The 24,664-nt window shown below is 64.8% G+C and carries 20 protein-coding genes and 1 tRNA gene; 10 read left to right on the top strand and 11 right to left on the bottom strand.

The features are described 5' to 3' along the window. Nucleotides 1-36 precede the first annotated feature (36 nt). The 3 genes from VNK82_05270 to VNK82_05260 form a co-directional block, all read right to left on the bottom strand. Nucleotides 37-1,413 (bottom strand): sigma-54 dependent transcriptional regulator, encoded by a 1,377-nt coding sequence (locus VNK82_05270; GenBank protein ID HXE90357.1) that lies wholly within the window; start codon nt 1,411-1,413, stop codon nt 37-39. Nucleotides 1,414-1,528: 115 nt separating this feature from the next. Then, entirely contained in the window at nt 1,529-3,748 is a 2,220-nt protein-coding gene (locus VNK82_05265; GenBank protein HXE90356.1) for an ATP-binding protein, read from the bottom strand. A gap of 39 nt (nt 3,749-3,787) precedes the next feature. Then, a complete protein-coding gene (locus VNK82_05260; GenBank protein ID HXE90355.1) occupies nt 3,788-4,648 on the bottom strand; it encodes a hypothetical protein in 861 nt (286 codons plus the stop codon). A 240-nt stretch (nt 4,649-4,888) separates the two neighbouring features. On the opposite strand from VNK82_05260, the gene pilB reads away from it, so the two are divergent. The 5 genes from pilB to VNK82_05235 all read left to right on the top strand — a co-directional run bounded on the left by pilB (nt 4,889) and on the right by VNK82_05235 (nt 12,105). After that, nucleotides 4,889-6,601: a type IV-A pilus assembly ATPase PilB gene (pilB, locus tag VNK82_05255; GenBank protein ID HXE90354.1), complete on the top strand. Its 1,713-nt coding sequence runs from the start codon at nt 4,889-4,891 to the stop codon at nt 6,599-6,601. A 25-nt stretch (nt 6,602-6,626) separates the two neighbouring features. After that, the gene (locus tag VNK82_05250) at nt 6,627-7,736 is read left to right on the top strand and encodes a type IV pilus twitching motility protein PilT (protein ID HXE90353.1); all 1,110 of its coding nucleotides are present in this window, start codon (nt 6,627-6,629) and stop codon (nt 7,734-7,736) included. 40 nt (nt 7,737-7,776) lie between these two features. After that, nucleotides 7,777-8,997 carry a type II secretion system F family protein gene (locus VNK82_05245; protein HXE90352.1) on the top strand — a complete coding sequence of 407 codons (1,221 nt, stop codon included), beginning with the start codon at nt 7,777-7,779 and terminating at the stop codon, nt 8,995-8,997. A 77-nt stretch (nt 8,998-9,074) separates the two neighbouring features. After that, a complete protein-coding gene (locus VNK82_05240; GenBank protein ID HXE90351.1) occupies nt 9,075-10,745 on the top strand; it encodes an ATP-binding protein in 1,671 nt (556 codons plus the stop codon). Then, a complete protein-coding gene (locus VNK82_05235) occupies nt 10,738-12,105 on the top strand; it encodes a sigma-54 dependent transcriptional regulator (protein HXE90350.1) in 1,368 nt (455 codons plus the stop codon). Before VNK82_05240 ends, VNK82_05235 begins: the two co-directional genes overlap by 8 nt. Nucleotides 12,106-12,369: 264 nt before the next feature. Here the strand turns inward: VNK82_05235 and VNK82_05230 are convergent, their stop codons facing one another. Then, nucleotides 12,370-12,732, bottom strand: coding sequence for a tetratricopeptide repeat protein (locus VNK82_05230; protein ID HXE90349.1), 363 nt, complete (start codon nt 12,730-12,732; stop codon nt 12,370-12,372). 104 nt (nt 12,733-12,836) lie between these two features. On the opposite strand from VNK82_05230, the gene VNK82_05225 reads away from it, so the two are divergent. Next, on the top strand, nt 12,837-13,070 hold the full coding sequence (locus tag VNK82_05225; protein HXE90348.1) for a hypothetical protein: 234 nt from the start codon (nt 12,837-12,839) through the stop codon (nt 13,068-13,070). 146 nt (nt 13,071-13,216) lie between these two features. Here the strand turns inward: VNK82_05225 and VNK82_05220 are convergent, their stop codons facing one another. From VNK82_05220 to VNK82_05210, 3 genes are all read right to left on the bottom strand, one after another. Next, entirely contained in the window at nt 13,217-14,035 is an 819-nt protein-coding gene (locus VNK82_05220) for an SAM-dependent chlorinase/fluorinase (GenBank protein HXE90347.1), read from the bottom strand. Nucleotides 14,036-14,111: 76 nt separating this feature from the next. Then, on the bottom strand, nt 14,112-14,855 hold the full coding sequence (locus tag VNK82_05215) for a hypothetical protein (protein ID HXE90346.1): 744 nt from the start codon (nt 14,853-14,855) through the stop codon (nt 14,112-14,114). A gap of 356 nt (nt 14,856-15,211) precedes the next feature. Beyond that, a complete protein-coding gene (locus tag VNK82_05210) occupies nt 15,212-17,419 on the bottom strand; it encodes a prolyl oligopeptidase family serine peptidase (GenBank protein HXE90345.1) in 2,208 nt (735 codons plus the stop codon). Nucleotides 17,420-17,579: 160 nt separating this feature from the next. Here VNK82_05210 and VNK82_05205 point away from each other — a divergent pair. Both VNK82_05205 and VNK82_05200 read left to right on the top strand, forming a co-directional pair. Continuing rightward, nucleotides 17,580-17,654 (top strand) — tRNA-Asn (locus tag VNK82_05205). A 144-nt stretch (nt 17,655-17,798) separates the two neighbouring features. Continuing rightward, on the top strand, nt 17,799-19,745 hold the full coding sequence (locus VNK82_05200) for a lipase maturation factor family protein (protein ID HXE90344.1): 1,947 nt from the start codon (nt 17,799-17,801) through the stop codon (nt 19,743-19,745). A 147-nt stretch (nt 19,746-19,892) separates the two neighbouring features. Here VNK82_05200 and VNK82_05195 read toward each other — a convergent pair whose 3' ends face one another. The 3 genes from VNK82_05195 to VNK82_05185 are packed head-to-tail and all read right to left on the bottom strand — an operon-like array spanning nt 19,893 to nt 21,013. Continuing rightward, the gene (locus tag VNK82_05195) at nt 19,893-20,327 is read right to left on the bottom strand and encodes a TA system VapC family ribonuclease toxin (protein HXE90343.1); all 435 of its coding nucleotides are present in this window, start codon (nt 20,325-20,327) and stop codon (nt 19,893-19,895) included. Continuing rightward, nucleotides 20,324-20,572: a type II toxin-antitoxin system VapB family antitoxin gene (locus VNK82_05190; GenBank protein HXE90342.1), complete on the bottom strand. Its 249-nt coding sequence runs from the start codon at nt 20,570-20,572 to the stop codon at nt 20,324-20,326. The genes VNK82_05195 and VNK82_05190 overlap by 4 nt, the downstream gene beginning before the upstream one ends. 33 nt (nt 20,573-20,605) lie before the next feature. Further along, entirely contained in the window at nt 20,606-21,013 is a 408-nt protein-coding gene (locus VNK82_05185; GenBank protein HXE90341.1) for an HXXEE domain-containing protein, read from the bottom strand. A gap of 243 nt (nt 21,014-21,256) precedes the next feature. Between VNK82_05185 and VNK82_05180 the strand changes: the two genes are divergently transcribed. Continuing rightward, entirely contained in the window at nt 21,257-23,263 is a 2,007-nt protein-coding gene (locus VNK82_05180; protein HXE90340.1) for a molybdopterin-dependent oxidoreductase, read from the top strand. Nucleotides 23,264-23,394: 131 nt separating this feature from the next. Here VNK82_05180 and VNK82_05175 read toward each other — a convergent pair whose 3' ends face one another. Continuing rightward, nucleotides 23,395-24,312 carry an ornithine cyclodeaminase family protein gene (locus VNK82_05175; protein HXE90339.1) on the bottom strand — a complete coding sequence of 306 codons (918 nt, stop codon included), beginning with the start codon at nt 24,310-24,312 and terminating at the stop codon, nt 23,395-23,397. Between the two features lie 220 nt (nt 24,313-24,532). Between VNK82_05175 and VNK82_05170 the strand changes: the two genes are divergently transcribed. After that, complete coding sequence (locus VNK82_05170; protein HXE90338.1) at nt 24,533-24,658, top strand: hypothetical protein; 126 nt, start codon at nt 24,533-24,535, stop codon at nt 24,656-24,658. Nucleotides 24,659-24,664 lie beyond the last annotated feature (6 nt).

The following is a 24,664-nucleotide window of genomic DNA, read 5'->3' as shown; positions in this document are numbered from 1 at the left end:
AGTCCAGGCTGCGGGCCGCAGGCTGCAAGCCGCCAGCTATTCCTTTACGGCTATCCCCAGCGCCTTCATCTTCCGATACAGATGCGAGCGCTCCAGGCCGAGAACCTCGGCGGTGCGCGAGACGTTGCCGTGGTTCTCGTCCAGCTTTTTCAGGATGAAGTCGCGCTCGTAGGCGGCGCGGGCCTGGTGAAGGGTGGAGAAATCGCTCGAGGCGCGGCGGCTGCCGTCGCGATAGACCAGCGGCGGCAAGTGTTTGCGGTCGAGGCGGCTGACGGTGGGGTTCATGATGACGATGCGTTCAATCACGTTGCGCAATTCGCGCACGTTGCCCGGCCAGGCGTAGCGCATCAGCACGTCGAGGGCGTCGTCGGTGAGTTCTTTTGTCCGCCGGCCGTACTGGGAAGAGAGCTCGCGCAGGAAGTGGCGCGCCAGCATGGGGATATCTTCCACGCGCTCGCGCAACGGCGGCACGTAGAAGGGAATCACGTTCAGGCGGTAGAAGAGGTCTTCGCGGAAGTTCCCGTGGGCGATCTCTTCTTCCAGGTCCTTGTTGGTGGAAGCGATCACGCGGGCGTCGGCGCTGACGGGCTGGTCGCTGCCTACGGGCGTGAACTTCTGCTCATCGAGCGTACGCAGCACCTTGGCCTGGGTCTTCAGGCTCATGTCGCCCACTTCGTCCAGGAACAGCGTGCCGCCATCGGCCTTGAGGAACTTGCCGTCCTTGTCCTCCTCGGCGCCGGGGAGCGCGCCCTTGCGATGGCCGAACAGCTCGCTCTCGATGCGGTCTTCGGGGATGGCGGCGCAGTTCACCTCGACGAACAGGGCGTCGCGTCGCGGGCTCTGGTTATGGATGGCGAGCGCCACCAGCTCCTTGCCGGTGCCGGACTCGCCGTAGATGAGCACTCGTCCGTTGGTGGGCGCCATGAGCGCGATCTGCTTGCGCAGCGCCTTCATGGGCACGCTCTCGCCCACGATTTCGCTCTTGGACTGGTGTTGGCGCTTGAAGTCGCGATTCTCGCTGCGCAAGCGGCGCGCCTCTACCGCGTTCTTTACCAGGATGAGCGTCTTCTCGAGCGAGAGCGGCTTTTCCAGGAAATCGAATGCGCCCAGCTTGGTAGCGCGCACCGCGGTCTCAATGGTCCCGTGGCCGGAGATGATGATGACTTCCGGCGCTTCATCGGCCTGCGAGGGCGATGGCGCGTGCGACTGGCGGATCCGCTCCAGCGTCTCCAGCCCATCGATGCCCGGCAGCCAGATGTCGAGCAGCACCACGTCGTAGGGACGCTTCTTCAGCGCCTGCAGGCAGGCCTCGCCGCTCTCCACGGCCGTAGTGGCGTAGCCTTCGTCCGCCAGCACGCCCTCGAGCGACTCGCGGATGCCGGGTTCGTCATCGACGATGAGGACGGAATGCATAGAAGACAGCTTCTGGCCGCTAGCTACTAGCTGCTAGCTTACAGCGTCAGGGGCTCCATGCAGAATCTGAGAAACCGATAGTCCAAGCCTGGAGCTAGTGGCTAGAAGCTAGGAGCTACAGGCTGCCCTGGGCTACGGGCAGTTCGATAATGAACCTTGCCCCCAGCGGCGCGTTCTCTTCCACGCGGATGGAGCCGTGGTGGTCCTCGACGATGCGGCTGACGATGGCCAGGCCCAGTCCGGTGCCGCGCTTCTTGGTGGAGAAGTAGGGCAGGAAGAGGCGCTCCTTCAGCTCCGGTGTGACGCCGTGGCCGGTGTCGGCGACCACGATTTCGACCGCGTCGCGCTGGCCTACCAGCGCGGTCGAGATGTGGACCTCGCGCAGCATCGAGCCTTGCATGGCCTCGCAGGCGTTATCCACCAGGTTGGCCAGGGCGCGCTTGAGCGCTTCCGGATCGGCCATGACGGCGGGGAGATCGGGCGCGAGGAACGTGCGCACGTTCACGCCGTCGAGCCGCCCGTTGAACAGCGCCAGCGCGCTCTCGACGATGGCGTTGACGCTGGCCGGTTGCGGCTGCGAGGCCGGGAAGCGCGCCAGGGCGGCGAACTCGTCCACCAGCGTGCGCACCGTCTCCACGGCTTCGCCGATGGTCTGCGCGCAGCCCTCGATGACCTTGACCGATTCTGAATCCGGCGCCGTGCCGCGCTCCAGGTGGCGGCGGATGCGTTCCGCCGAAAGCGCGATCGGGGTGAGCGGATTCTTGATTTCGTGGGCCACGCGCCGAGCCACTTCGCGCCACGCCGCCTGCTTCTGGGCGCGCAGCAACTCGGAGAGGTCCTCGAACACCAGCACGTGCCCCAGCCGGGGCGAAGCCGCGCGCGATTCTGCGTCCAGCGAAGCCGCCGTCACCATGGTTTCCAGACGAGCGCGCGGCACCGCGATCTCCATCTGCGCCGAGGTCGAGCCCATGCGGTCGGCCTTGCGCAGCATGCGCTCCAGGTCCTGCGCGACTTCGGCGGAGAACAGGTCGCGCAGGCGCGTCCCGGCAGCCACGCGGTTCGCCGCGCCGGCGAACATGCGCTCGAAGGCCTGGTTGGCGCGCGTCACGCGGCCCTGGGCGTCGAGCGAGAGCACACCGGTAGGCGTGCTTTCCAGAATGGTCTCCATGTGCCGGCGGCGCTCCTCCAGCGCCACGATGGCCTGCGCCAGCTCGCTGCGCGACGACTCGATTTGCCGCCGCGTCTGCTCCAGCTCCGCCGCCATGCGGTTGAAGCTGGCCACCAGCTCGCCGAGCTCGTCGGCGGCCGCGACTTCGACGCGATAGTCGAGATGGCCGGCGGAGATCTGCTGCGTCGCTTCCGCCAGGGCCGCTACTGGCCGCGTGACCAACCGCGAAAGGAAAAGCGCGAACCAGGTGGCCGCGAACAGCACCAGCACCGTCAGCAGCAGGAGCATGCCCATGTAGGTGCGGCGCACCAGCTTGCGTTCCGCGCTCAACTGCAGCGACTTGCGGCGGCTTTCCTCCAGGCTCTTGAGGGTGGCGGAAAAATTCTCCGGCAGCGGCATGGCCACCAGGATGCGGCCGCCGCCCGGCACCCTGGCCTCGCCCAGCATGTACTCTGCGCCTTGATACGCGAAGGGCTCGCGCGGCGGGGCGCCGATGGCGTCCGGCTTGGGCAACCGCCCGCGCAGCACGGGCCACGTTTCCGGCGCGCGGAAACTGGCCACCGCGTGGTCGTCCAGGAGGGCCAGCGCGAAGCCGCCTTTCAGCGTGGCTTCGTGGCGGCGGAATTCGGTCATCACGCCGGCGAAGTTGCCGGTCTCGAACGCCCGCAGCGTCTCCGGAGAGGACGCGATGGCCGCGGCCTCCGCCTGCGCGTTGCGCGCCGCGTAGCTGGAGACCAGTTCGGCGATCTCGTTGGCGTTCTCGCGCATCTCCTCCACCGGGCTGGAGAACCATTTGTCGATGGAGCGGTTCATCAGCCCGTAGGCGAACAGGAACAGAAAGATGACGGGCGCGAAGGAGAGCATGAGCGCGCCTACCACCATCTTGGTACGAAACTTCGAGCCCAGCACCCCGCCGCGCCGCTCCGCCACCAGCTTCAGCAGGTTGCGCAGCAGCACGAACGTCAGCGCTACCAGCAGCAGGAAAATCAGCGCGGAAACCGCGGTGAAGATCAGCGTCTGCTCGGAGGTGGAAGGCCGCAGAAACGTCAGGTTGAAAGCCGCTTGCGAGAACACCACCGCGAACAGCACGAAGATGCCGAGGGCCAGTGCGATCAGCGCTGCGACGCGGCGTCGGCCAGGTTCCCGGCTTGTCGGTTCGGGAGACAAAGGGCCCGCTCCGGCTGGGCGTCCGGAGTCATGCCCAGATTATATTCCGCGGCCGGGCGCTGCTGAACCCCGGCGCGGGGGCAAGAACGGCTCCAGGGGACACCCCAAGCACTCTGCCCGCTTCTTCTTGCAGTGGTGTTTGCCTACGCGCACCAGCAGGGCGTGATACTCGTTGTAGACCTGCGCTGTCGCGCTCGCGTTCGGCGCTTCGTATTTGCGAGGGCGAAGCCGCGAGTTTCGAGCTTCCAGTTTCGAGTTTCCAGACAGCGTACCTCTTGGCCTTCGGAGGAGCCCGACTTTGGTCGGGCCGTTGAGATCCACTACAGACTCGGGCCTTAGGCCCTGAGGGGAAGTCACCTGGTCTTGCACCATCGCGCGCTGGAACAGCTCACGGATCTGTTCGTACCGCCACTTCTTGCCAATGATCCGGTGCCGCTCAAGGATTCTGTGCGTATAGGCATCGACGACGAACGACGCGTGTCCGCCGGCGTAGAGCAGGATGGAATCGGCCGTCTCCGGACCGATGCCGTCCAGCGCCAGGAGTTCTGCGCGCAGTGCCGCAGTGGGCCGGGCGAACATGCGCGCGAGTGAGCCACCGTAGCGCTCGTCCACGTGGCGCACAAAGTTCTTCAGCCGCTGCGCCTTCTGGCGGAAGTAACCGGCGGAGCGGATCAGGCGCTCCAGGCGTGGCCTGGGCGTCCGCCGGACGCCCGCGACCGAAAGTACGCCGGCGCGACGCATGGCCTGCAGCGCCCGTTCCACGTTGCTCCAGGCGGTGTTCTGGGTCAGGAAGGCGCCGGCGATTACCTCGAACTGAGTCCTCGCCGGCCACCAGTTCTGCGGTCCCCAGGCCGCCCGCAGGGCTCGGTAGTAGCGGCGAAGGGCCTGTTCACGCTCCATCCGGGCATTCTAGAGCGCAAACCCGGAAGGACACGGCGGAAATGTCCGGAAGGACCAGCTGCGGACGGGCCAAGGTTTACCACTGTCATAACATCTGCCGATTGACATTTCTTGTCACTCCGCATAGGATTCGCCAAAATCACCCTGCGTGCGTCGCGGCGGCGCTGTGCGTATTCATGCCGCCTCGGTCTGTCGGCGCGGGCCGAGTCCAGCGCGTTCCCGGAGGGGAGAAACCGGATCATGTCACAGAGGCTGGGCGACCTCCTGGTCAAAGAGAAGGTCATCAACACCGAACAGTTGGAGCAGGCCCTCAAGCATCAGAAGGAGAACAACTGCCGGCTCGGTTCCTCGCTGGTCAAGCTGGGCTTCCTCACCGACGACGACGTCACCAACTTCCTCTCCCGGCAGTACGGCGTGCCCGCCATCAATCTGCAGTATTTCGAAGTGGACTCTTCGGTGGTGAAGCTGGTCCCGCAGGAGACCGCCAAGCGCTATCAGATCCTGCCCCTCAGCCGCGTGGGCGCTTCGCTGACCATCGCCATGGTCGATCCCACCAACGTGTTCGCCATGGACGACATCAAGTTCATGACCGGCTTCAACATCGAGCCGGTCGTGGCCTCCGAGAGCGCCATCATGGCCGCCATCGAGAAGGCCTACGGCACCTCGGCGGAAGAGGACCTGGAAAAGGTCATGGCCCAGGTCGAGGGCGGCGAAGCCGACGTCGAGCTACAGGCAGAAGAAGAGGAGATGGCCCTGGGCGAGCTGGAAAAGGCCGCCGACGAGGCTCCGATTGTCAAACTGGTAAACATCATCCTCTCCGATGCGGTCAAGCGCGGCGCCAGTGACATCCACATCGAGCCCTACGAGAAGGAGTACCGGGTCCGTTTCCGCATCGACGGCATGCTGCAATCCATCATGTCGCCGCCGGCCAAGCTCAAGGACGCCATCACCTCCCGCATCAAGATCATGGCCAAGCTGGATATCAGCGAGAAGCGCCTGCCGCAGGACGGCCGCATCATGCTCAAGATGCAGATCGGCGGCCGCAAGAAACAGCTCGACTACCGCGTCAGCACCCTGCCGACGCTCTGGGGCGAGAAGATCGTCCTCCGCCTGCTGGACAAGGAAAACCTGCGCCTTGACATGACCAAGCTCGGCTTCGAACCCGAATCGCTGGTCAAGTTTGAGCGCGCCATCCTCAAGCCCTTCGGCATGGTCTTAGTCACCGGGCCGACGGGGTCGGGGAAAACCAACACGCTGTACTCCGCCATCTCGCGGTTAAACACGCCGGACACCAACATCATGACCGCCGAGGACCCGGTGGAGTTCCAGCTCGCCGGGGTCAACCAGGTGCAGATGAAGGAGTCCATCGGGCTGAACTTCGCCGCCGCGCTGCGCGCCTTCCTGCGCCAGGACCCGAACATCATCCTGGTGGGCGAGATTCGCGACTTCGAGACCGCGGAAATCGCCATCAAGGCGGCGCTCACCGGCCACCTGGTGCTGTCCACGCTGCACACCAACGGCGCCCCGGAGACCATCAGCCGGCTGATGAACATGGGCATCGAGCCCTTCCTGGTGGCCACCTCGGTGCACCTCATCGTGGCCCAGCGCCTGGTGCGCCGCATCTGCAAGGATTGCATCGAGGAAGTGGATCTGCCCTACCAGGCCAAGGTGGAGGCCGGTTTCGGTCCCGACGAAGCCAAGACGGCCAAGATCTTCAAGGGCAAGGGTTGCGGCACCTGTAACAACACCGGCTACAAGGGCCGCGCCGGTTTGTATGAAGTGATGGAAGTCGACGACGAATTGCGTGAGCTGATTCTGGTGGGTGCCTCGGCACTCGAACTCAAGAAGAAGGCCGTGGAGCGCGGCATGTTCACGCTGCGCCGCAGCGGGCTCATCAAGGTGATGGACGGGGTCACGACGCTGGAAGAAGTGGCCCGCGAGACCGTGCACTGAGTACGGAGAAAGCGAGAGGATCATCGTGGCTACGGCGACCCTGAGCGATCTGCTCAAGAAGATGCTCGACATGGGAGGCAGCGACCTCCACATCACCACCAATTCGCCGCCCCAGATCCGCGTGCACGGGCACCTGAACCCGCTGGACATGCCGCCGCTCACGCCCGCGGAGACCAAGCAACTGGCCTACAGCGTCATGACCGACGCCCAGAAGCACCGCTTCGAGGAGAACTTGGAGCTGGACTTCTCTTTCGGCCTGAAGGGCCTGGCGCGCTTCCGCGCCAACTGCTTCAACCAGCGCGGCGCCACCGCCGCCGTCTTCCGCGTCATCCCCTTCGAGATCAAGTCGTTCGCGCAACTCAACCTGCCGCCGGTCGTCGCCAAGCTGTGCGAGAAACCGCGCGGCCTCGTGCTGGTGACAGGCCCGACCGGTTCGGGCAAGTCCACCACGCTCGCCGCCATGCTGGACAAGATCAACAGCGAGCGCCACGAGCACATGATCACCATCGAGGACCCCATCGAGTTCGTACACCAGCACAAGAAGTGCCTGGTGAACCAGCGCGAGGTCCATTCCGACACCAAGTCGTTCACCAACGCCCTGCGCGCCGCACTGCGCGAAGACCCCGACGTCGTGCTCATCGGCGAGATGCGCGACCTGGAGACCATCGAATCCGCCCTGCGCATCGCGGAAACCGGCCACCTCACCTTCGGGACTTTGCACACCAACTCTGCGTCCTCCACCATCAACCGCGTCATCGACGTATTCCCGGCGCACCAGCAGTCGCAGATCCGCGCCCAGCTCTCGCTGGTGCTGGAGGGCATCCTCTGCCAGGCCCTCCTGCCCAAGATCGGCGGCCAGGGCCGTTGCATGGCCATGGAGATCCTGATTCCCAACGCCGCCATCCGCAACCTGATCCGTGAAGACAAGATTCACCAGATTTACTCCGCCATGCAGGCCGGGCAGGACAAGTTCGGCATGCAGACCTTCAACCAATCGCTGGCTTCGCTGTACTTCCAGAAGCTGATTACGCTGGAAACCGCTATGCAGCGCTCGTCCAACCCCGACGAGTTGCAGGAAATGATCAACCGGGGCGCGGCCGGCAAGGCTGCGCCGCCGGCGGCGGTGCGCCGCTAGGGGTTCGCGCCGCCAGGCATTCGAATCACGGGAGGTGAATATGCCGACGTTCACGTTTACCGGCCTGGATGCTACCGGGAACAAAGTCTCCGGCGAACGGGTGGCGGTCAACAAACAGGTGCTGGACCAGATGCTGCGCCGCGAGCGCATCACCCCCAGCGCCATCAAGGAGAAGGGCAAAGAATTCGCCCTGCCGAAGTTTGGTTCCGGCAAGGTGGCCACCAAGGATATCGGCATCTTCCTGCGCCAGTTCTCGGTCATGATCGATGCCGGTCTGCCGCTGGTGCAGTGTCTGGAAATCCTGGCTGCGAACCAGGAAAACGCCACCTTCCAGCGCGCCATCACCGGGGTGCGCTCCTCGGTGGAAGGCGGTTCCACGCTGGCCAACGCCATGCGCCAGTTCCCCAACATCTTTGACGACCTCAAGACCAACATGATCGAGGCCGGCGAGACGGGCGGCATTCTCGACCAGATCCTGCAGCGCCTGGCCACCTACGTGGAGAAGGAGGTCAAGCTCAAGTCGGCCATCAAGTCCGCCCTCATCTACCCGGTTTCCGTCATCAGCATCGCCATCCTGGTGGTGGCCGGTCTGATGATCTTCGTCGTTCCCATCTTCAAGAACCTGTTCACCGGACTCGGGGTCGAGTTGCCCCTGCCCACCCGCATCGTGCTGGGCATCAGCGGCGGGCTGGGCTACTTCTTCCTCAAGCTCTGGTGGCTGTGGATTCCGGGCGTGATCGCGCTGGTTTGGGGCTTCAAGCAGTTCCTCAAGGATCCACGCGGGCGCTACGCCTTCGACAAGTTCATGCTCAACCTGCCGGTCATCGGCATGTTGCTGCGCAAGATCGCCGTGGCCCGCTTCACCCGCACGCTGGGCACGCTGATCGCCTCCGGCGTACCCATCCTCGACGGGCTCACCATCACTGCCCGCACCTCGGGCAACGCCGTGATGGAGGAGGCGCTCATGAAAGTGCGCAGCGCCATCGAACAGGGCCGCACCATTGTCGATCCCTTGCGGGAGAGCGGCGTCTTCCCCAACATGGTGTCGCAGATGATCGGCGTGGGCGAGGCCACCGGCGCCATGGATGCCATGCTGCAAAAGATCGCGGATTTCTACGAGGACGAGGTCGATGCTGCCACCAAGGACATGCTCACCTTGCTGGAGCCCATGATGATCGGCTTCCTGGGCGTGGCCGTCGGCGGCATCATCATTGCTCTCTATCTGCCGCTGTTCGCCATGATCGGCAAACTGTCGGGCTGAGACTCGAACGGCGTCCCGGGCTTGCGCCCGGGACGCCTCCGCGGACTCCGACCCTTTCTCCGCGGCCGGGCTGAAGGATGACACCGGAATTCAACGAGCGCACCTGGCTGGCCTGGCTGGTCAAGGTGCGCATCATTGTCATCACCTTCCTGCTGGCCATCGAGCTGGCCATCATCCGGCTTACCCGCACCAACGTTCCGGAGAACATCTTTCTCTCCGTCATCCTGCTCTGGTACACCATCGCTGTCTTTTTTGCCCTGCTGGTCTCCCTCTGGGACGACTACCGGATGCAAGCCCGCTTGCAGGTCTTCACCGATCTGCTCTTCGCCACAGTGGTGGTCTACGTCACCGGCGGCATCGACTCCTATTTCCACATCTTCCTGTTTCCGCTGGTGGTCATCGTGGCCAGCATCCTGATGACCCGCGCCTGGGCCTACCTGGTGGCCGCGCTCTCCTTCATCTGCTACGGGGCGCTCCTGGAGCTGACCTATGTGTTCGAAGTGATCCGTCCTTTCTCCGTGACCCGTCCCGACCTGAAGGCGCTTCAGGCCACTATCTTCATCAACCTGTTCGGTTACCTGCTGATCGCCTATCTTTCCAGCACGCTGGCCATGAAGCTGCGGCAGGTGGACGTGCAACTGCAGGACGCCTCGGGCGCCCTGGAAAACCTGCAGGCCCTGCACGAGAACATCATCAACTCCATGAGTGGCGGCCTGATCACCACCGGGCTCGATGGCCACATCAGCCTGCTCAATGCCCCGGGCCAGCGATTGCTCGAGCGCCGGGCCGCCGAAGTCTTCGGGCTCCCGGTGAACCGTCTTTTCCTCGACCGGCTGCCGGCGGTGGGCTCCTTCCGCACCCACGGCGAGGTCCGCTACCAGTCGCCCAGCGGCCAGGAGAAGACGTTCGCCGTCACCGCTTCGGCGCTTACGGTGCCCGAGCGCGGCACCATCGGGTACGTCTACGCCTTCGACGACCTCACCGACATCCGCCGCCTGGAGCGCGAAGTCCGCATGCGCGACCGCCTGGCCGCCGTCGGCCGCATGGCCGAGGGCATCGCCCACGAGATCAAGAATCCGCTCTCTTCCATTGCCGGCTCCGTGAAGGCCCTCTCCGAGCATTCGCCGCTCGACGACGAGCAGCGCACCCTGGCCGAGATCGTCACCCGCGAATCCCAGCGCCTGAACAACATCATCAACGAGTTCCTGGCCTACTCGCGCGAGAAGGGCTACGAGTTTTCCCGCCACGATCTTCGGCCTCTGCTCGAGGACACGCTCAAGCTGCTGGAGAACCGGCCCCAGCCCGCCCACGCGCCCTTCCACATCGTGCGCGACTACCGGACCGCGGAGGCCCACGCTATCGTGGACGGCAACCGCATGAAACAGGTCTTCTGGAACTTGTGTGAGAACGCGGTCCGCGCCATGCCCGAAGGCGGCACGCTCAGCGTCTCGCTGCTTCCCCGGAACGGGTGGTGGCAGATCCGTTTCGCCGACACCGGCCATGGCATCCCCCCGGACAAGCTGGACAAGATCTTCGAGCCCTTCCAGTCCGACTTCGAGGGCGGCATGGGCCTGGGCCTGGCCATCGTCTACCAGATCGTGCAGGCGCATGACGCCCGCATCTCGGTGCACTCGGCTGATGGCCAGGGCGCCGAGTTCCTGCTCGAAATCAAGCGTGCCGACGTTCCCGACGTGCCCGGAGCGCCCGCTGCCGTCCCGGAAACCGCACAGCAGGTGGCCAATGGCTAACATCCTGGTCTGCGACGACAACGTCTCCGCCTGCCAGCTCCTGGAGATGATGCTGCGCAAGGACGGCCACAAGGTGGAGACCGTCACCTCGGGCGAAGCCGCGCGCAAGAAGATCCGGTCGGCGCTCTACGACGTCATCGTCACCGATATCAAGATGCCGGTCACCGACGGCATCGAGGTCCTTCGGTTCGCCCGCCAGACCTCGCCCGATTCCGCCGTCGTGCTCATGACCGCCGTGGGCGAACTGGAAACCGCCATCCAGGCCGTGAAAGCCGGCGCTTTCGATTACATCCTCAAGGAGACCAACCTGGTCGACGAGGTGCGCCTCTCTATCGCGCGCGCCACGGAGACCCTGAACCTGCGCCGCCAGAACCTGGCCTTCCGCCGCGACGCCGCCAGCCGCAACTCGCTGGAAAACATCATCGGCTCATCGGCTGCCATGGAAAAGCTCAAGGAAACGGTGCGGGCCGTCGCCCCCACCGGCTCCAGCGTCCTCATCCAGGGCGAGAGCGGCACCGGCAAGGAGTTGGTGGCGCGCGCCATTCACACCTGCTCGCCCCGCGCCGCCGAGCCCTTCGTCTCCGTCAACTGCGGCGCTTTTCCGGAAACGCTGCTGGAAAGCGAACTTTTCGGCTACGTGAAGGGCGCCTTCACCGGCGCCACGCAGAACAAGCGCGGCCTGTTCGAAGCCGCCGGCGGCGGCACCCTCTTCCTGGACGAAGTCAGCGAAATGAGCCTGGCCATGCAGGTCAAGCTGCTGCGCGTGCTGCAGGAGCGCTGCCTGCGCCCCGTGGGCGGCACGCAGGAAGTCGGCGTCGATGTGCGCGTCATCTCCGCCACCAACAAGGAACTTGAGCAGGCGGTGGCCGACGGCGCGTTCCGCGAGGACCTGTACTACCGCCTCGCCGTCATCCCGGTGCGGGTGCCGCCGCTGCGTGAACGTCGCGACGACATCCCGTTGCTGGCCAATCATTTCCTCAAGAAGTACGCGCCCGCCGCCGGCAAATCCATCCGCCGCATCGCCGCCGCGGCGCTCGAGCAACTGAACGCCTACGACTGGCCGGGCAACGTGCGCCAGCTCGAGAACACCATCGAGCGCGCCGTCGCTCTGGAAGCCTCCGACGAGCTGCACGTCCAGCTGCCCCAGGAGCGGCCTCGCGCCCGCGGCCCCGCTGCCGTCTCGGCTCCCTTCACCGTCCCGCCCGACGGGCTCGACCTCGAGCGTTATGTCGCCGAAGTCGAGCGCTCGCTCATCGAGAGCGCCCTGCGCCAGTCCGGCGGCGTCCAGACCCGCGCCGCCGAACTCCTCAAGCTCTCCTACCGCTCCTTCCGGCACTTGTTGAAGAAATACTCGGTGTGACGCTGCAATTGGCTCTTAGCCTTTGGCTCATAGCCAAATGCTTGGAGCTAAGCTGGTAGCCCAGGCTTGAGTTTCGCTTCTCCAGCGATGTCTTGAATGTGCCGTCATCCTGAGCGAGGGAGAAACGCGCGCGCCTACGCCGCAGCCGCGCATCACGGTGCGGCTGATCGTGCACGGGTAGCCCGAGCGAAGGACCTGGGTGTTTGCGGGGCACGTCAAAGCCAAGAGCCAAGAGCCAAAAAGCCAAAAGCTAGCGGCTAGCAGCTACTCGCTAGTCGCTTTCTTTTTCAACTCCTGCTTCCACCCCAGGATCCGCGCCTTGTTTCCTTCCGCTTCGGCTTCCGCGATCATGCCCTTCTTTTGATACAGGATGGAGAGGCTGGTGTGGGCCAGCACGTCGTTGGGATCGAGTTCGGCGGCTCGCTTCGCCACCTCGATGGCTTCGTCGTAGCGCTCCAGGTCCTGATAGGCGCGCGCCAACCCGTGCAGCGCGTCAGCGAACGCGGGGTCGATCTCCAGCGACCGCTGATACTCCGCCACCGCCTCTTCGTGCCGGCCCTCGGCGAACAGGTCCAGCGCCGCGTAGTAGTGGTCTTCCGCCGTGTGTCGGTTGCTGGAATCGCTCATCCTCGCCGGATTCTAGCACGCAGCTCTTTGTCGCCTATCGCCTACTGCTTACTCCTTACTGCTCACTGCGCCCTCTTCCCCGCTATACTCGAAGCGACACGCAAATGCGCTACATCCTCCGCTTCCTCTGGAACGCCACGCGCGGGCATCGTCTGGCGCCCTGGCGCAGTCCTTATCTCAAGTGGCGCATCGAAACCTATTGCGGCTTGAAGATGAACCAGGTCGGTTTTCTCGAGTTCTGGGGATTCTTCTGGCGCGAGCGCCACAACCTGACCCGCTTCCTTGAATGGACCGCCGAGATGGATCGCTACGCCCGCCCTAAACCCAAGAATCCCTAGCTACGGATTTCACGGATCAACACGGAAGTCCGCTTGTGGCCTGCGGTTGGCACAGAGTCTTGGGAAAGCACTTCGAAGGCAGGTGTTGCGGTTGAAAGGAAAATGAAGGAATCCGTGTTAATCCGTGTGCATCCGTGGCCGGCTTTTCATCCCCCTGCCGGCGCTTCGCCGAACAGCACGCCGACATCGCTGCCCTTGTCCGCGCCCAGCGCGCGCGCCGCGGCGCCACGGTGCGTCGCGATCTCGAGATATCCCATCGACCCCAGGATGCCGAACACCTCGCCGGCCGCGCCTTCCGCGTAGGCCTTGCGCATGCGCAGCACTTCGTTCTTGCCGATCAGGATCTTGAACGGCGGCGGCTCGGGTTCGAACAATTGCGGCACGTCCTTGGGTGTGAAGTTGGTGATCAGGTTGCCGAACTTGTCCACTTTCAGCACCACGCCTTTCATCAGCTTCTCGCTGATGGGCTTGGGCTTGGGAGCCGCGAAGCGCACGAAGTCGGTGATCTCGTCGCCGAACTTCGTCACCTCCACGCCCTTGCTCAGCCATCCGGCCACGGCCGCGAACAGGTCGCGTCCGTGGAAGGTCTGGCTCATGGGCTGCAGAAAGTAGTGGTCCGCGGTGATGTGGAAGACCTGCAGCCGCTCTTCCATCTCGTACACCAGCGAGAGCACCCCGTTATCCGGCGCCAGGAAGACGTGCTTCTCGGTCACCGCCAGCAGCGGACGCCGCGACGTCCCCACGCCCGGATCCACCAGCACGATGTGCAGCGTGTTGGACGGAAAGTAGCGGTAGGCCTGGGCGATGGTCAGCGCGCCGTCCAGCACGTCATAGGAGTGCAGGTGGTTGGAAATGTCCACGATCTGCGCCTGCGGATTGATCATCAGGATCACGCCCTTCATCGTGCCCACGTAGTGGTCGCTGGTGCCGAAGTCGGTGGTGAACGTGATCAGGCGTTGGGGCACGGACGCTGCGCTCCTGCGGGCGAAAATTAGACCGCCGGGAAAGCCCTCGGAAGTTATCGCGCCATCGCGCCCGCTGTCAAGGAAGGTTGAGGCGTTTGCGCGGCGTCTCAGCCGCGCCGTACTCCTCATACTCGCTCGGCCTCTCAAACAATTCCCGCTCCTGCGGCCCCACGAAGATGCTCTTCACTTCGAACAGGTCGCTGCGCACCGGGATCCCCAGCTTGGCGTCTGTCCACACGCGCACAGGGCGGTCGCCCTCGACGTACTCCCATTTCTCGGCGGCGCGTCCGCCGATGGCCTCCGTCGCCACCTTGCGGCAGTCTTTCGCCCGCTCCACGCACACGTGCGCCTTGCCGTCGGGCGGCGGCGCAAGTTGCGACGCCAGCACCACCAGCGCTCCCAGTCGCGGCCATGCCGACAGGTTCTGCGGCGTCAGCGCGATGTACTTGCGCATCATCGGCTGGCGTATCTTCGGCGGCGGGCCGCCCGGCTTGCCCGGGTCCTCCACCTCCAGCCGCCCGCGCTTCAGCAGCAGCCAGCCCCGGCCTTGCGAATCCTGCGCGCCGCCGCCCGAGCGCCCGCTTGCTCCGCTGGAAGGTGTCCAGACCTCCCTGCCGTTCTCTAAGGAAAGAATCAGCACGAAATCCGGCGTCTCCAGCCGGACTCTTCCGTCCGTCGCCGCCACCTTCGCTTCCAGCTTCTCGTACGCGATTTCTTCGAACACGGGATGCCGCGACACCGTGCGCAGCACCATCTCCGCCGAGTATTCGCTCGGTACCCGCCGGCACGCCGCCAGCCCCAGGCACACGATAACCGCCATCAGCCGGATCATCGGAGATAGGCGTGGGCCAGGCATCGCAGGTGTCCATCATCAATCAGCAACCGGCAATCTGCAATCGTCGCGCCCGTCAACCACTGCTGCAGCGGCGGCCAGCGCCAGAAACGAGGAGCCCTTGACCTGAGGGGCGACGGAAGATCCGGCAGAATCGTGCCCAACAGACGGACAAGTGAATCGCCGGTAACCGGACTCTCGACTAGGTTGTGGCGGCCAGGGAAACACCCCGCTGCCCTCCCGAGTTCGCCCGACCGAACTGTGTGGAATGAGGGCGAGCGAGGGAGGGCAGCAAAAAAAGGGCGCCTCCCGGCGCCCCTCGCTTATTGCTTATCGCTTATCGCTTACTGCTTCACACCCAACTGCCAGAACAGGAACGACCACACATCAATCCCTTCCTCGATCTGCTTGCTCACCGGCTTGCCCTGTCCGTGCCCGGCCTTGGGCTCGATGCGCAGCAGGATGGGCCGGTCGGCGCCGTTTTTTGCCACCGCTTGCAGCCGCGCCGTCATCTTGCGTGAGTGCATGGGATCGACGCGCGTATCGCTCTCCGCCGTCGTGATCAGGATTGCCGGATACTCCGTGCCCTCCTTCACGCGATGGTAGGGCGAGTACGCATACAGGAAATCGAACTGCTTGGGGTCTTCCGCCGAGCCGTATTCGGGAATCCAGAGTTTGGCGATTTGGAAGTTCTGGTAGCGCAGCATGTCGAGCAGCGGCACCTGACACACCACGGCGCGGAACAGTTCCGGACGCTGCGTCAGCGCCGCCCCCACCAGCAGGCCCCCGTTCGACCCGCCCTGGATCGCCAGCCGGTCCTTGTTCGTGTACTTCTCCTGGATCAGGTACTCGGCCGCGGCGATGAAGTCGTCGAAGACGTTCTGTTTCTTCTCCAGCATCCCCGCGCGATGCCACTCTTCGCCGAACTCGGAGCCGCCGCGCAGGTTGGCCTCGGCGTACACGCCGCCCGCGTCCAGCCACAGGAACAACGACCGCCGGAACTGCGGCGTCATGCTTTGCTGGAAGCCGCCGTAGCCGTAGAGTAGCGTGGGATTGTTGCCGTCGAGCTTCAGCCCCTTGCGACTCACGATGAACATCGGCACCTTGGTCCCGTCCTTCGAGGTGTACCAGACCTGCTTGACCTCGTAGGGTGACGGATCAATCGGCGCCTCGATCTTCGCGAACACGCCCGTCTTCCCGTCGGCGATGTCGTAGCGAATCAACACCGGCGGCACCGTGTAGGAATGGAAGTTGATCAGCGCCTGCGGGCTGTCGTGCTGCCCGCCGATGCCGCCCACGGTGCCCAGCGTGGGCAACGGCACCTCGCCCGCCGGCTTGCCTTCGAGCGTGAACACCTTTACCAGCGAGGCCGCGTTCTTCTGGTATTCCGTGACCAGCTTGCCTCCGACCAGCGCCACTGTCTGCAGCACGTTCTCGGTTTCCGGGATGATTTCCTTCCAGGCGGTGCGTGCCGGATTCTCTGCCGCCACGCGGAAGACGCGATACTTCGGCGCATCCTCATTGGTGTGGATGTAGACGTCACCCTTGTAAACGAAGCCCGTGTACAGGAAGTCCTTGCCGCTGGTGACGTCGACGAACGGGCCGTCCGACTTCAGGTCCTTGATCTTCAGCTCCGTCTTCGTCCACCCCTGGAAGATCTGGATCAGCATCCAGCGGCCGTCTTCGGAAAGCGAAACGCTCGGCCAGTGCTGCGGGTGCAGGCCCTCGCCGAACACCAGCTTGTCCTCGCTGCCGTCCGGCGCCGTGCCCAGCTTGTGATAGAAGATGCGCGGGTTGTACATCTCCTCGCCTGCCGGCACCGTTCCTTTCTTCGGGAAGCGCGTGTAGTAGAAGCCCGAATTGTCCGGCAGAAAGGCCAGGCTGCGCCCGCGCCCTACGTAGATCTCTTCCGGAAGCTGCTGGCCGGTGGCCGTCTCCAGGATGCGGATCACGCAGTGCTCGGTGCCGCTCGGCGAGGTAAACGAGACCACGTACTTGCCGTCGTCGGAAACCGTCCAGTAGTCGAGCGCGATGGTTGCATCGGCGGCCATCTTGTTCACGTCCACCAGCACGCGGTCCCGGCCGTCCACACCCTTGCGCGCGTACAGCACCGGCTGGTTCTGCCCGGCGTCGCGCCGCGTGTAGAAATACCATCCGCCCGCGATTTGCGGCGAGACGCCCAGTGTCCCGATGGAGAGCAGCTCGGTCAGCCGCGCCCGCATCCGGTCGCGCCCCGGCAGCGGATCCAGCACCGCGCGCGTGTAAGCGTACTGGTCGCGGCCGAACTCCTGCGTCGCAGGGTCGTCGCCGTTCTCGAGGTAGCGATAGGGATCAACGATCTTGTGTCCGTGCAGGGTGTCCTCCACGATGGCGATCTTGGTCTTGGGCGGCGTCGGCGCAGGCGCGCTCGTGGTGGCGCTCGCGCCCGTTGCGCTCCCGGCCGCCGCGGCGCTCGTCTGTGCCGTGTTCGTAGCCACACTGGTCTGTGCGGCCACCGCACCCGACATCAGCACCAACGGCAGCAACAGCAGCAATACGACTGTCAAGAACATGGCTTTCCGCATGGCTGGATCCTCGGTTGTAAGCATGGACGGATGCTCCTCGGGGCGCTCAGGACTCGGCTTGCAGGTCTCCAGCCTACCAGACTCGGGCCTACCCAGTCCCGCCGCCCCATGCTATAAAAGAAGAGGCCGCGCAACGCGGCCTCCGCACTCCTCAGTAGCTCAATGGCAGAGCATCCGGCTGTTAACCGGAGGGTTGTAGGTTCGAGTCCTACCTGAGGAGCCAAGTCTTTTTTGTCTTGTTTCTCTTCTTTCCTCTTTTTCTTTCTTAGCTTTCCTTTTTTCCTTCTTCCCTCTTCTCTTTTCTTTTTTATTTTTTCGCAGGGCGGCGGGGGAGGGTGTAGGCGGGTTCGGGGTATGCTGAGCGGCCATGAGCCTGTACTTGCAAGAGGGCGAAGGACGGCGGGTGCTGGTGTTCGACGGCGGTTGCGGATTCTGCCGCGCCTGGGTCGAATCCTGGAAGCAGCTCACCGGGGAGAGCGTCGAGTACGTGGCGTTCCAGGAGGTCGGGGAGCGGTTTCCGCAGGTCCCGCGGGAGGACTTTGCCGCCGCGGTGACGCTCATCGAGCCGCACGGACGGGTGCTGCGCGGCGCCGAAGCGGTGTTCACGCTGCTTGCACCGGTGCGCGGCAAGGGATGGATGCTCTGGGCGTACCAGCACGTGCCGCTGGCCGAGCCGCTGACGGAAGCCTTCTACGGATGGGTAGCGAGGCATCGTGGGCTGGCGATGCGCGCGACGAAACTGCTGTGGGGGCTGCCGCTCGGTCCGCAGACGTTCGTGCTGGGTCCGTGGCTTTTCATGCGCGCGCTGGCGGCGATCTACGCCATCGCCTTCGCCTCCTTCGGCCTGCAGGTGACCGGGCTGATCGGCGAGCACGGCGTGCTGCCGGTCGCAGAACTGCTGCCGCGGGCGAAGGAAGCGCTGGGGGCGCAGGCGTACTGGGCGCTGCCCACCGTCTTCTGGCTGGACGCGAACGACCGCGCGCTCACCGCCGTGTGCATCGCCGGCGTCGTGCTGGCGCTCGCGCTCTTCTTCCTTGCGGGAACGGGGAGGATCAGCGCAGCGGCGCGCGCCGTGGTGTGCCTGGCGCTGTTCGCTCTCTACCTGTCGCTCGCGAATGCGGGCCAGGACTTCATGAGCTTCCAGTGGGACGCGCTGCTGCTCGAAGCAGGCTTCCTGGCTATCTTTCTGGACGCGGGAAGGGTCACGCGCTGGCTGTTTCGCTGGCTGCTCTTCCGGCTCATCTTCACGTCCGGGGCGGTAAAGCTGCTGAGCGGCGACCCGGCGTGGCGAGCGCTGGCCGCGCTGCGCTATCACTACGAGACGCAGCCGCTGCCCACGCCCCCGGCGTGGTACATGCACCAGTTGCCGCTCGAGTTCCACAAGCTGGAGGCGGTGATGATGTTCGCGGCGGAACTGGCGGTTCCGTTCCTGTTCTTTGCGCCACGGCGGGTGCGGCACTTCGCCGCGCTGGCGAGCATCGGGCTGCAGGGTTTGATCTTCGTGACCGGGAACTACACGTTCTTCAACCTGTTGACGGTGGCGCTGTGCTTTTTTCTTTTGGATGACAAGCTGCTTGCGCGGTGTGTGTCCCGGTGGGTGTTGCCTCAGGGGCTAAAGCCCCTGACTCTTGTGGCTTCTATCGGCGCGGCCGAAGCCGCGCCCTTTCAAAGAGAAACCGCGGTGGTGCCCCCTCACACAACTCCCGCCCCGGCGCTTCGAAAGAGTGGTGTATCGCGGTGGAGAATGGTCGTGGGGTCGCTCCTGGCCTCGTTCGTCCTGCTGGTGAGCGGATACCAGATGGCGGAGATGTTCTTTCACGTCGAGTCGCAGACGGGGTATGCCGTGCTGGTGCGCGTGTATCCGTTCCGGTTGGTGAACACCTACGGGTTGTTCGCGGTGATGACCACGTCGCGCGGGGAGATCGTGCTCGAAGGCTCGAACGACGGCGTCACCTGGCAGGAGTACGAATTCAAGTACAAGCCGGGCGACGTGATGCGGCGGCCGCGTTGGGTGGCGCCGCACCAGCCGCGCCTCGACTGGCAGATGTGGTTCGCCGCGCTGGGCAGCCCGCGCAACCATCCCTGGGTCATCCGCCTGATGGTGCGGCTGCTCGAGGGGCGGCCGGAAGTGCTGGCTCTGCTGGAGAAGAATCCGTTTCCCGAGAAGCCGCCCAGGTTCGTGCGGGCGCGGTTCTATGAGTATCGGTTCACGACGCGTGAGGAGCGCCGGCAAACCGGCGCGTGGTGGAGCCGGGACCTACGAGGCGTGTATGTGCCGGAGATCGCGTTGCGGGAAGGCGGCGATAAGCAGTAAGCGATGAGCGTTGCGGCCCTACGGGCGCTTGCTCCCTCGCTGCGCTTGGGTCGCGAGGAAGCGGACGTGGTCTTCCCACGTCTGCGCCGAAAGGCATGGCGCAGACATGGGGCACCGTCGGGCAAAACAGGATGTGACAGACAGCTTCTAGGCGACGAGGGGATTGCGAACCTTTACTGCCGGGAACCGCGAAAAGTCTCGGTCCGCGGTCCACAACTCGTGGATTCCGTGACGAAGGCAAAGGGCGGCCACGCGGGCGTCGTGGACTTGCGCCCCGGAAGCACGACCCGAGCGAAGCAGACTTTGGAGTTGCGGCCAGTAGTCTTCGGTCTCAGAAATCAGGACCAGGCTTGGGGATTCGAGCCAGGCTTGGACCTGGTCGAGCGCTGCCTCCAGCGGTGTCGGCGGAGCATAAATGCGAGAATGGGTGACGATGGCCAGAAACTCATGCAGGCACGGCCACGGGATGGCCCAAGCTGCTCGTCCTTCCGCCAGTCCCACCAGGCAAGCGTAGGCAGCATCGTGCCAGGGAGAGTCTTCGCGGTGCGCGTACACCAGAAGGTTGCTGTCCACCGCGATCATGCGCCGCGCCCTTCGTAGCTCAGGTCGCGAATTTGCTCCCAGGAGGCCCCGGCGACGGGAGGTTGCAGCCCTTGGCCTTTGAAGGTAGCTCTTCGCAGACGGAACCCGCCGCCGCGCCGCTTGCGCTCCGTGAGGATGCGGCGCAGCCCTTGTTCAACCAGGGCTTTCAGCGTGGTGTGCTCACGCTGCGCCAGCCGACGGATCTCCTCGAACAGACTGTCGGGAATCTGAATGGTCGTCTTCATATGGCTAACCATATCATTAGGTACGGCAATCTGTCAACCGGGCGCGGACGAGCGCCGTTCCAGGTCTCGCAGCTGCCAGGCCAGGCAGATGGCCAAGATCAGCAGCACCGGGGCCGTGGCGACGCCGGGCGTGTATCCGCCAACCCGAACCGACCAAAGCGGATGGCCGACACCATTCATCACCTCCACCGCCACCCAAACCCAGCCTAGCGGCGTCGCGGATGGCCAGCGGCGGCGTACGGGCCAGAAGAAGCACCAGACGCCGAACGCTATGAGGGCTACGTTGATAACGATGAACCCCAGTTCTCGATCCGGCGATACCAATCCGGACAGGAAGCGGGCCGGCGGGAAGGTTTCCCAGAGCCGCCCCACGTACTCTTCAGCAGAGTGAGCCGCCTGCGTGAGGACGAGCGCGCCGAACGCAGATTGCAAACGAGACATGGCTGTGACCTGCGGCATTCTAGGACCTGGCGGGGTCGTGTTGGCTAGATTCCCTCCGTGGGTAAACGACATGCTTTCGGAGGGGCACGACTTCCATCGTGCCGTTTAGCGGAAGCTTCTGCCGACGATGTGGGTAAGTCTTTAGCCAGAAGCTAGGAGCTAGAAGCTAGAAGTCAGGAGCCAATAGCCACGAGCGACATGGCCCTTTCAGCCGGCAGCCAACTTGCGCTAGCCTTAACGACGATGCCCGAGACTCTGAAAACGACCTGTCCGCTGGATTGTCCGGATACGTGCGCGCTGGGCGTGACGGTGGAGGACGGCAAAATCACTTCCATCGGCGCGGCCGAAAACGGCCATCCGGTGACGGGCGGGTTCATCTGTTCCAAAGTCCGCCGCTTCGGCGAGCGGGTGTACAGCGGCGAGCGGCTGCTTTATCCCATGCGGCGCACCGGGCCGAAAGGCGCGGGGAAGTTCGAGCGCATCTCCTGGGATGAGGCGATAGCGGAAATCGTGGCGCGGTTCCGCGAGGTGCAGAAGAAGTGGGGCGGGGAAGCCATCCTGCCGTATCACTACGGAGGGTCGAACGGCTGGATGACGGACGGCACGCTCGACGACCTGCTGTTCGCGCGGCTGGGTGCGTCGCGGCTGGGGCGCACGCTATGCGCCGCGCACGCCACGGAGGTCGCCCTGGGGATGTACGGCAAGATGCCGGGCGTGGCCTTCGAAGATTTCGTGCACGCGCGCTTCATCGTGATCTGGGGCGCGAACCCCAAGGCCAGCAACATCCACCTGGTGCCGTTCCTGCGCGAGGCCAAGCGGCGGGGCGCGTTCATCGCCACGGTGGATCCGGCCCAGAATTTCTCCGATGCCGAAACGGACCTGCATCTGCCGGTGTATCCCGGCGCCGACCTGCCGCTGGCGCTGGGGATGATCCACTATTGGGAGGAGCGGGGCCGCTTCGACCGCGAGTTCCTGGCGAAGCATGCAACAGGCCTTGATACCCTGTTGGCCGCGGCACGGGAGTGGCCGCTGGAACGTGCGGCACAGACGGCGCGCGTTGCGGCGGATGGTATCCGCAAGCTGGCGGACAAGTGGGCGGAGACTTCGCCCGCGCTGCTGCGCCTGGGCTGGGGCGTGGAGCGCAATCGCAACGCGGGGCAGGCGATGGCGGCGGTGCTGGCCATGCCGGCGCTGCTGGGCAAGTTCGGGGTGCGCGGCGGCGGATACACGCTGAGCAACGGCGGCGCCGGAAAGCTCGACAATACGCGGCTGCTGGGCGAGCTGAAGTGGCAGACGCGTGAGCTGAACATGACGCAGTTGGGCGAGCTTCTGAACGACCGGCTCGATCCGCCGGTGAAGGCGCTGTTCATTTACAACTGCAATCCGGCCGCGACGGTGCCCGACCAGAAGGCAGTGCTGCGCGGCTTGAGTCGTGAAGACCTGTTTACGGTATTGCACGAGCAGGTGATGACGGATACGGCTGCGTACGCCGACATCCTGCTGCCGGCGACCACCTTCCTGGAACACTACGACGTGCGCAAAGCCTACGGCAGCTACGTGGTAGGCGGCGTGCGTCCGGTGATCGCGGCGCGCGGCGAGGCGCGCTCGAACATCGAAGTGTTCGGCGCCCTGGGGCGCGCCCTGGGGTTCACCGACGCTCCGTTTGCCTGGGACGATGCGACCTGGGTGCGGAACCTGGCGGCGGCCACGCACATGAGCGGGAAACATCCGGCGGCGGAGAAGCTGGCGGCGGGCGGCTGCGAGACTTATGACTTCCCCGGCAAAGGGCCGGTGCTGTTCCAGGACATCTATCCTCTGACCGCGGACAAGAAGATTCACTTGGCGCCGGCGTGCCTGGGTGCGGCGCCGTACCGATACGCGCCCGTGGAAGACGCCGAGCATCCGCTGGCGATGATCAGCCCGTCGACGTCGAGATTGATCTCGAGCACGCTGGGCGAGTTCAACCTGGCGGAGTTGCGCCTGACGCTCCATCCCGACGACGCCGCGGCGCGCGGCATCGGCGAGGGCGACCGCGTGCGCGTATTCAACCGCCTGGGCGAAGTGGTGTGCCGCGCCAAGGTGAGCGGGCGCGTGCGCCCGGGCGTGGTCTCGATGCCCAAGGGCGCGTGGCGCAGGGCTTCGCTGAACGGGTTCACTGCCACCGCGTTGTGTCCGGCCACGGTGAGCGAGGTGGCGGGGCAGGCGTGCTACAACGATGCGCGGGTTCAGGTCGAGGCAGTGAGGCGATAAGCGATAAGCGGTTAGCAGTTGGGAGTCGCCAGTCGTCAGGAAAACAAACCCGAGATCCTTCGCTCGGGTTTCCCGCCCTGGAAAGAGCGGGCGGGAAGCCTCCCTCGCTCAGGATGACGGCCAGCCAGGTTTTAACATCCTTCTTGAAACGCAAGCTGCGCGACCACCAGGTCCTCCAGCGCGCAGCCCACGCTCTTGAACAAGGTGATGTCGTCGTCGGCGGTGCGCACGCGCGTCTTGCCGGAGATGAGTTCATGCAGGTCGGCGAGGAAGTGGCTGCGTGAGATGGCGCCGCCGGCGAGCGGGATGAGCAGGTCGCCGGCTTCGGCCAGAGCGCCTTCGCAGGTGTCCACCACGACACGGGCGCGCTGGATGGTGAGGTCATCCACCTCGCGCGTGTCGGGGCGGAAAGCGCCGACCAGATTCAGGTGCGTGCCCGGACGCAACCCGCTGCCATCGAAGAGCGGTTCGGTCGCGGTGGTACAGCAGCAGATGACGTCGGCGTGTGCGGCGCACGCAGCGTGGTCGGCGGGTTCGGCGTGGAGTCCGAGTTCGCCGGCGACACGGCGACAGAAGTCGAGGGTGGCTACCGGAGTCGAGCCGCAGACCAACACGCGGCGAAAGCTCCACAGCTTCTGAAATACCAGGAGATGCGCCCAAGCCTGGCGTCCTGTGCCGAAGATGCCCAGGGTGGAAGCGCCGGAACGCATCAAGTGCCTCGTGGCGACCGCCGACGTGGCCGCGGTGCGCAGATCAGTGAGCCAGTTGGCTTCCATGGCCGCGAGCAGCGTGCCGGTAGCGGGATCGAGCAGGGAGTAGTGCGCCTGGATGCCGGTCCTCGTGACCGTAACCAGCTTGACGCCCAGAGCGGGCAGGGCGGAGTCGTAGCAGGGCATCATCAGCAGGATGCCGCCGGGGATGGGCATGTGGGTGCGGGCGGGCAGGACCGCCGTCGAGCGATAGTCGCGGCGGAAGGCCTGCTCGATGACCTCGACGACCGCCACGGGGTCGAGAAGGCGGTGAAGGTCCTGCTCGGTAAGAGCCCGCATGGGGCAGGAGTTTACAACGGAGTTAACTGCGGCGAGGAAGGCGGGACATGGAAGGCTGCGAAAACCGCCGTTTCGGGGCTGATTTGGCCACGGAATCGCCTCCCGGGCCGTTCGCGGGCGGGGAGAACCCGATTCGTTAATAGACAAAAGACAACGATGAGCGCGTAATGTCTCTACCTGCGACAGAAGCCTGCTCTGGGCGAATCTTCCCGAAGTTGCAGTGAGGGACAACGTCCTGACGACCATCGTGTCCACTGTGCTGCTGTTCTGGGGCCTGGCGGCCATCATCCGGCCGGTGGCCGAGAAGCTGGCTTCGACGGCGGCGCTGCTGAAGCCGCTGCCGTAAAAGTCC

The sequence above is a fragment of the Terriglobales bacterium genome (assembly GCA_035573675.1).
Taxonomy (GTDB): domain Bacteria; phylum Acidobacteriota; class Terriglobia; order Terriglobales; family Acidobacteriaceae; genus DATMAB01.
The sequence above is the reverse complement of the archived record's forward strand: the minus strand, read 5'-3'. Positions and strand labels throughout refer to the sequence as shown.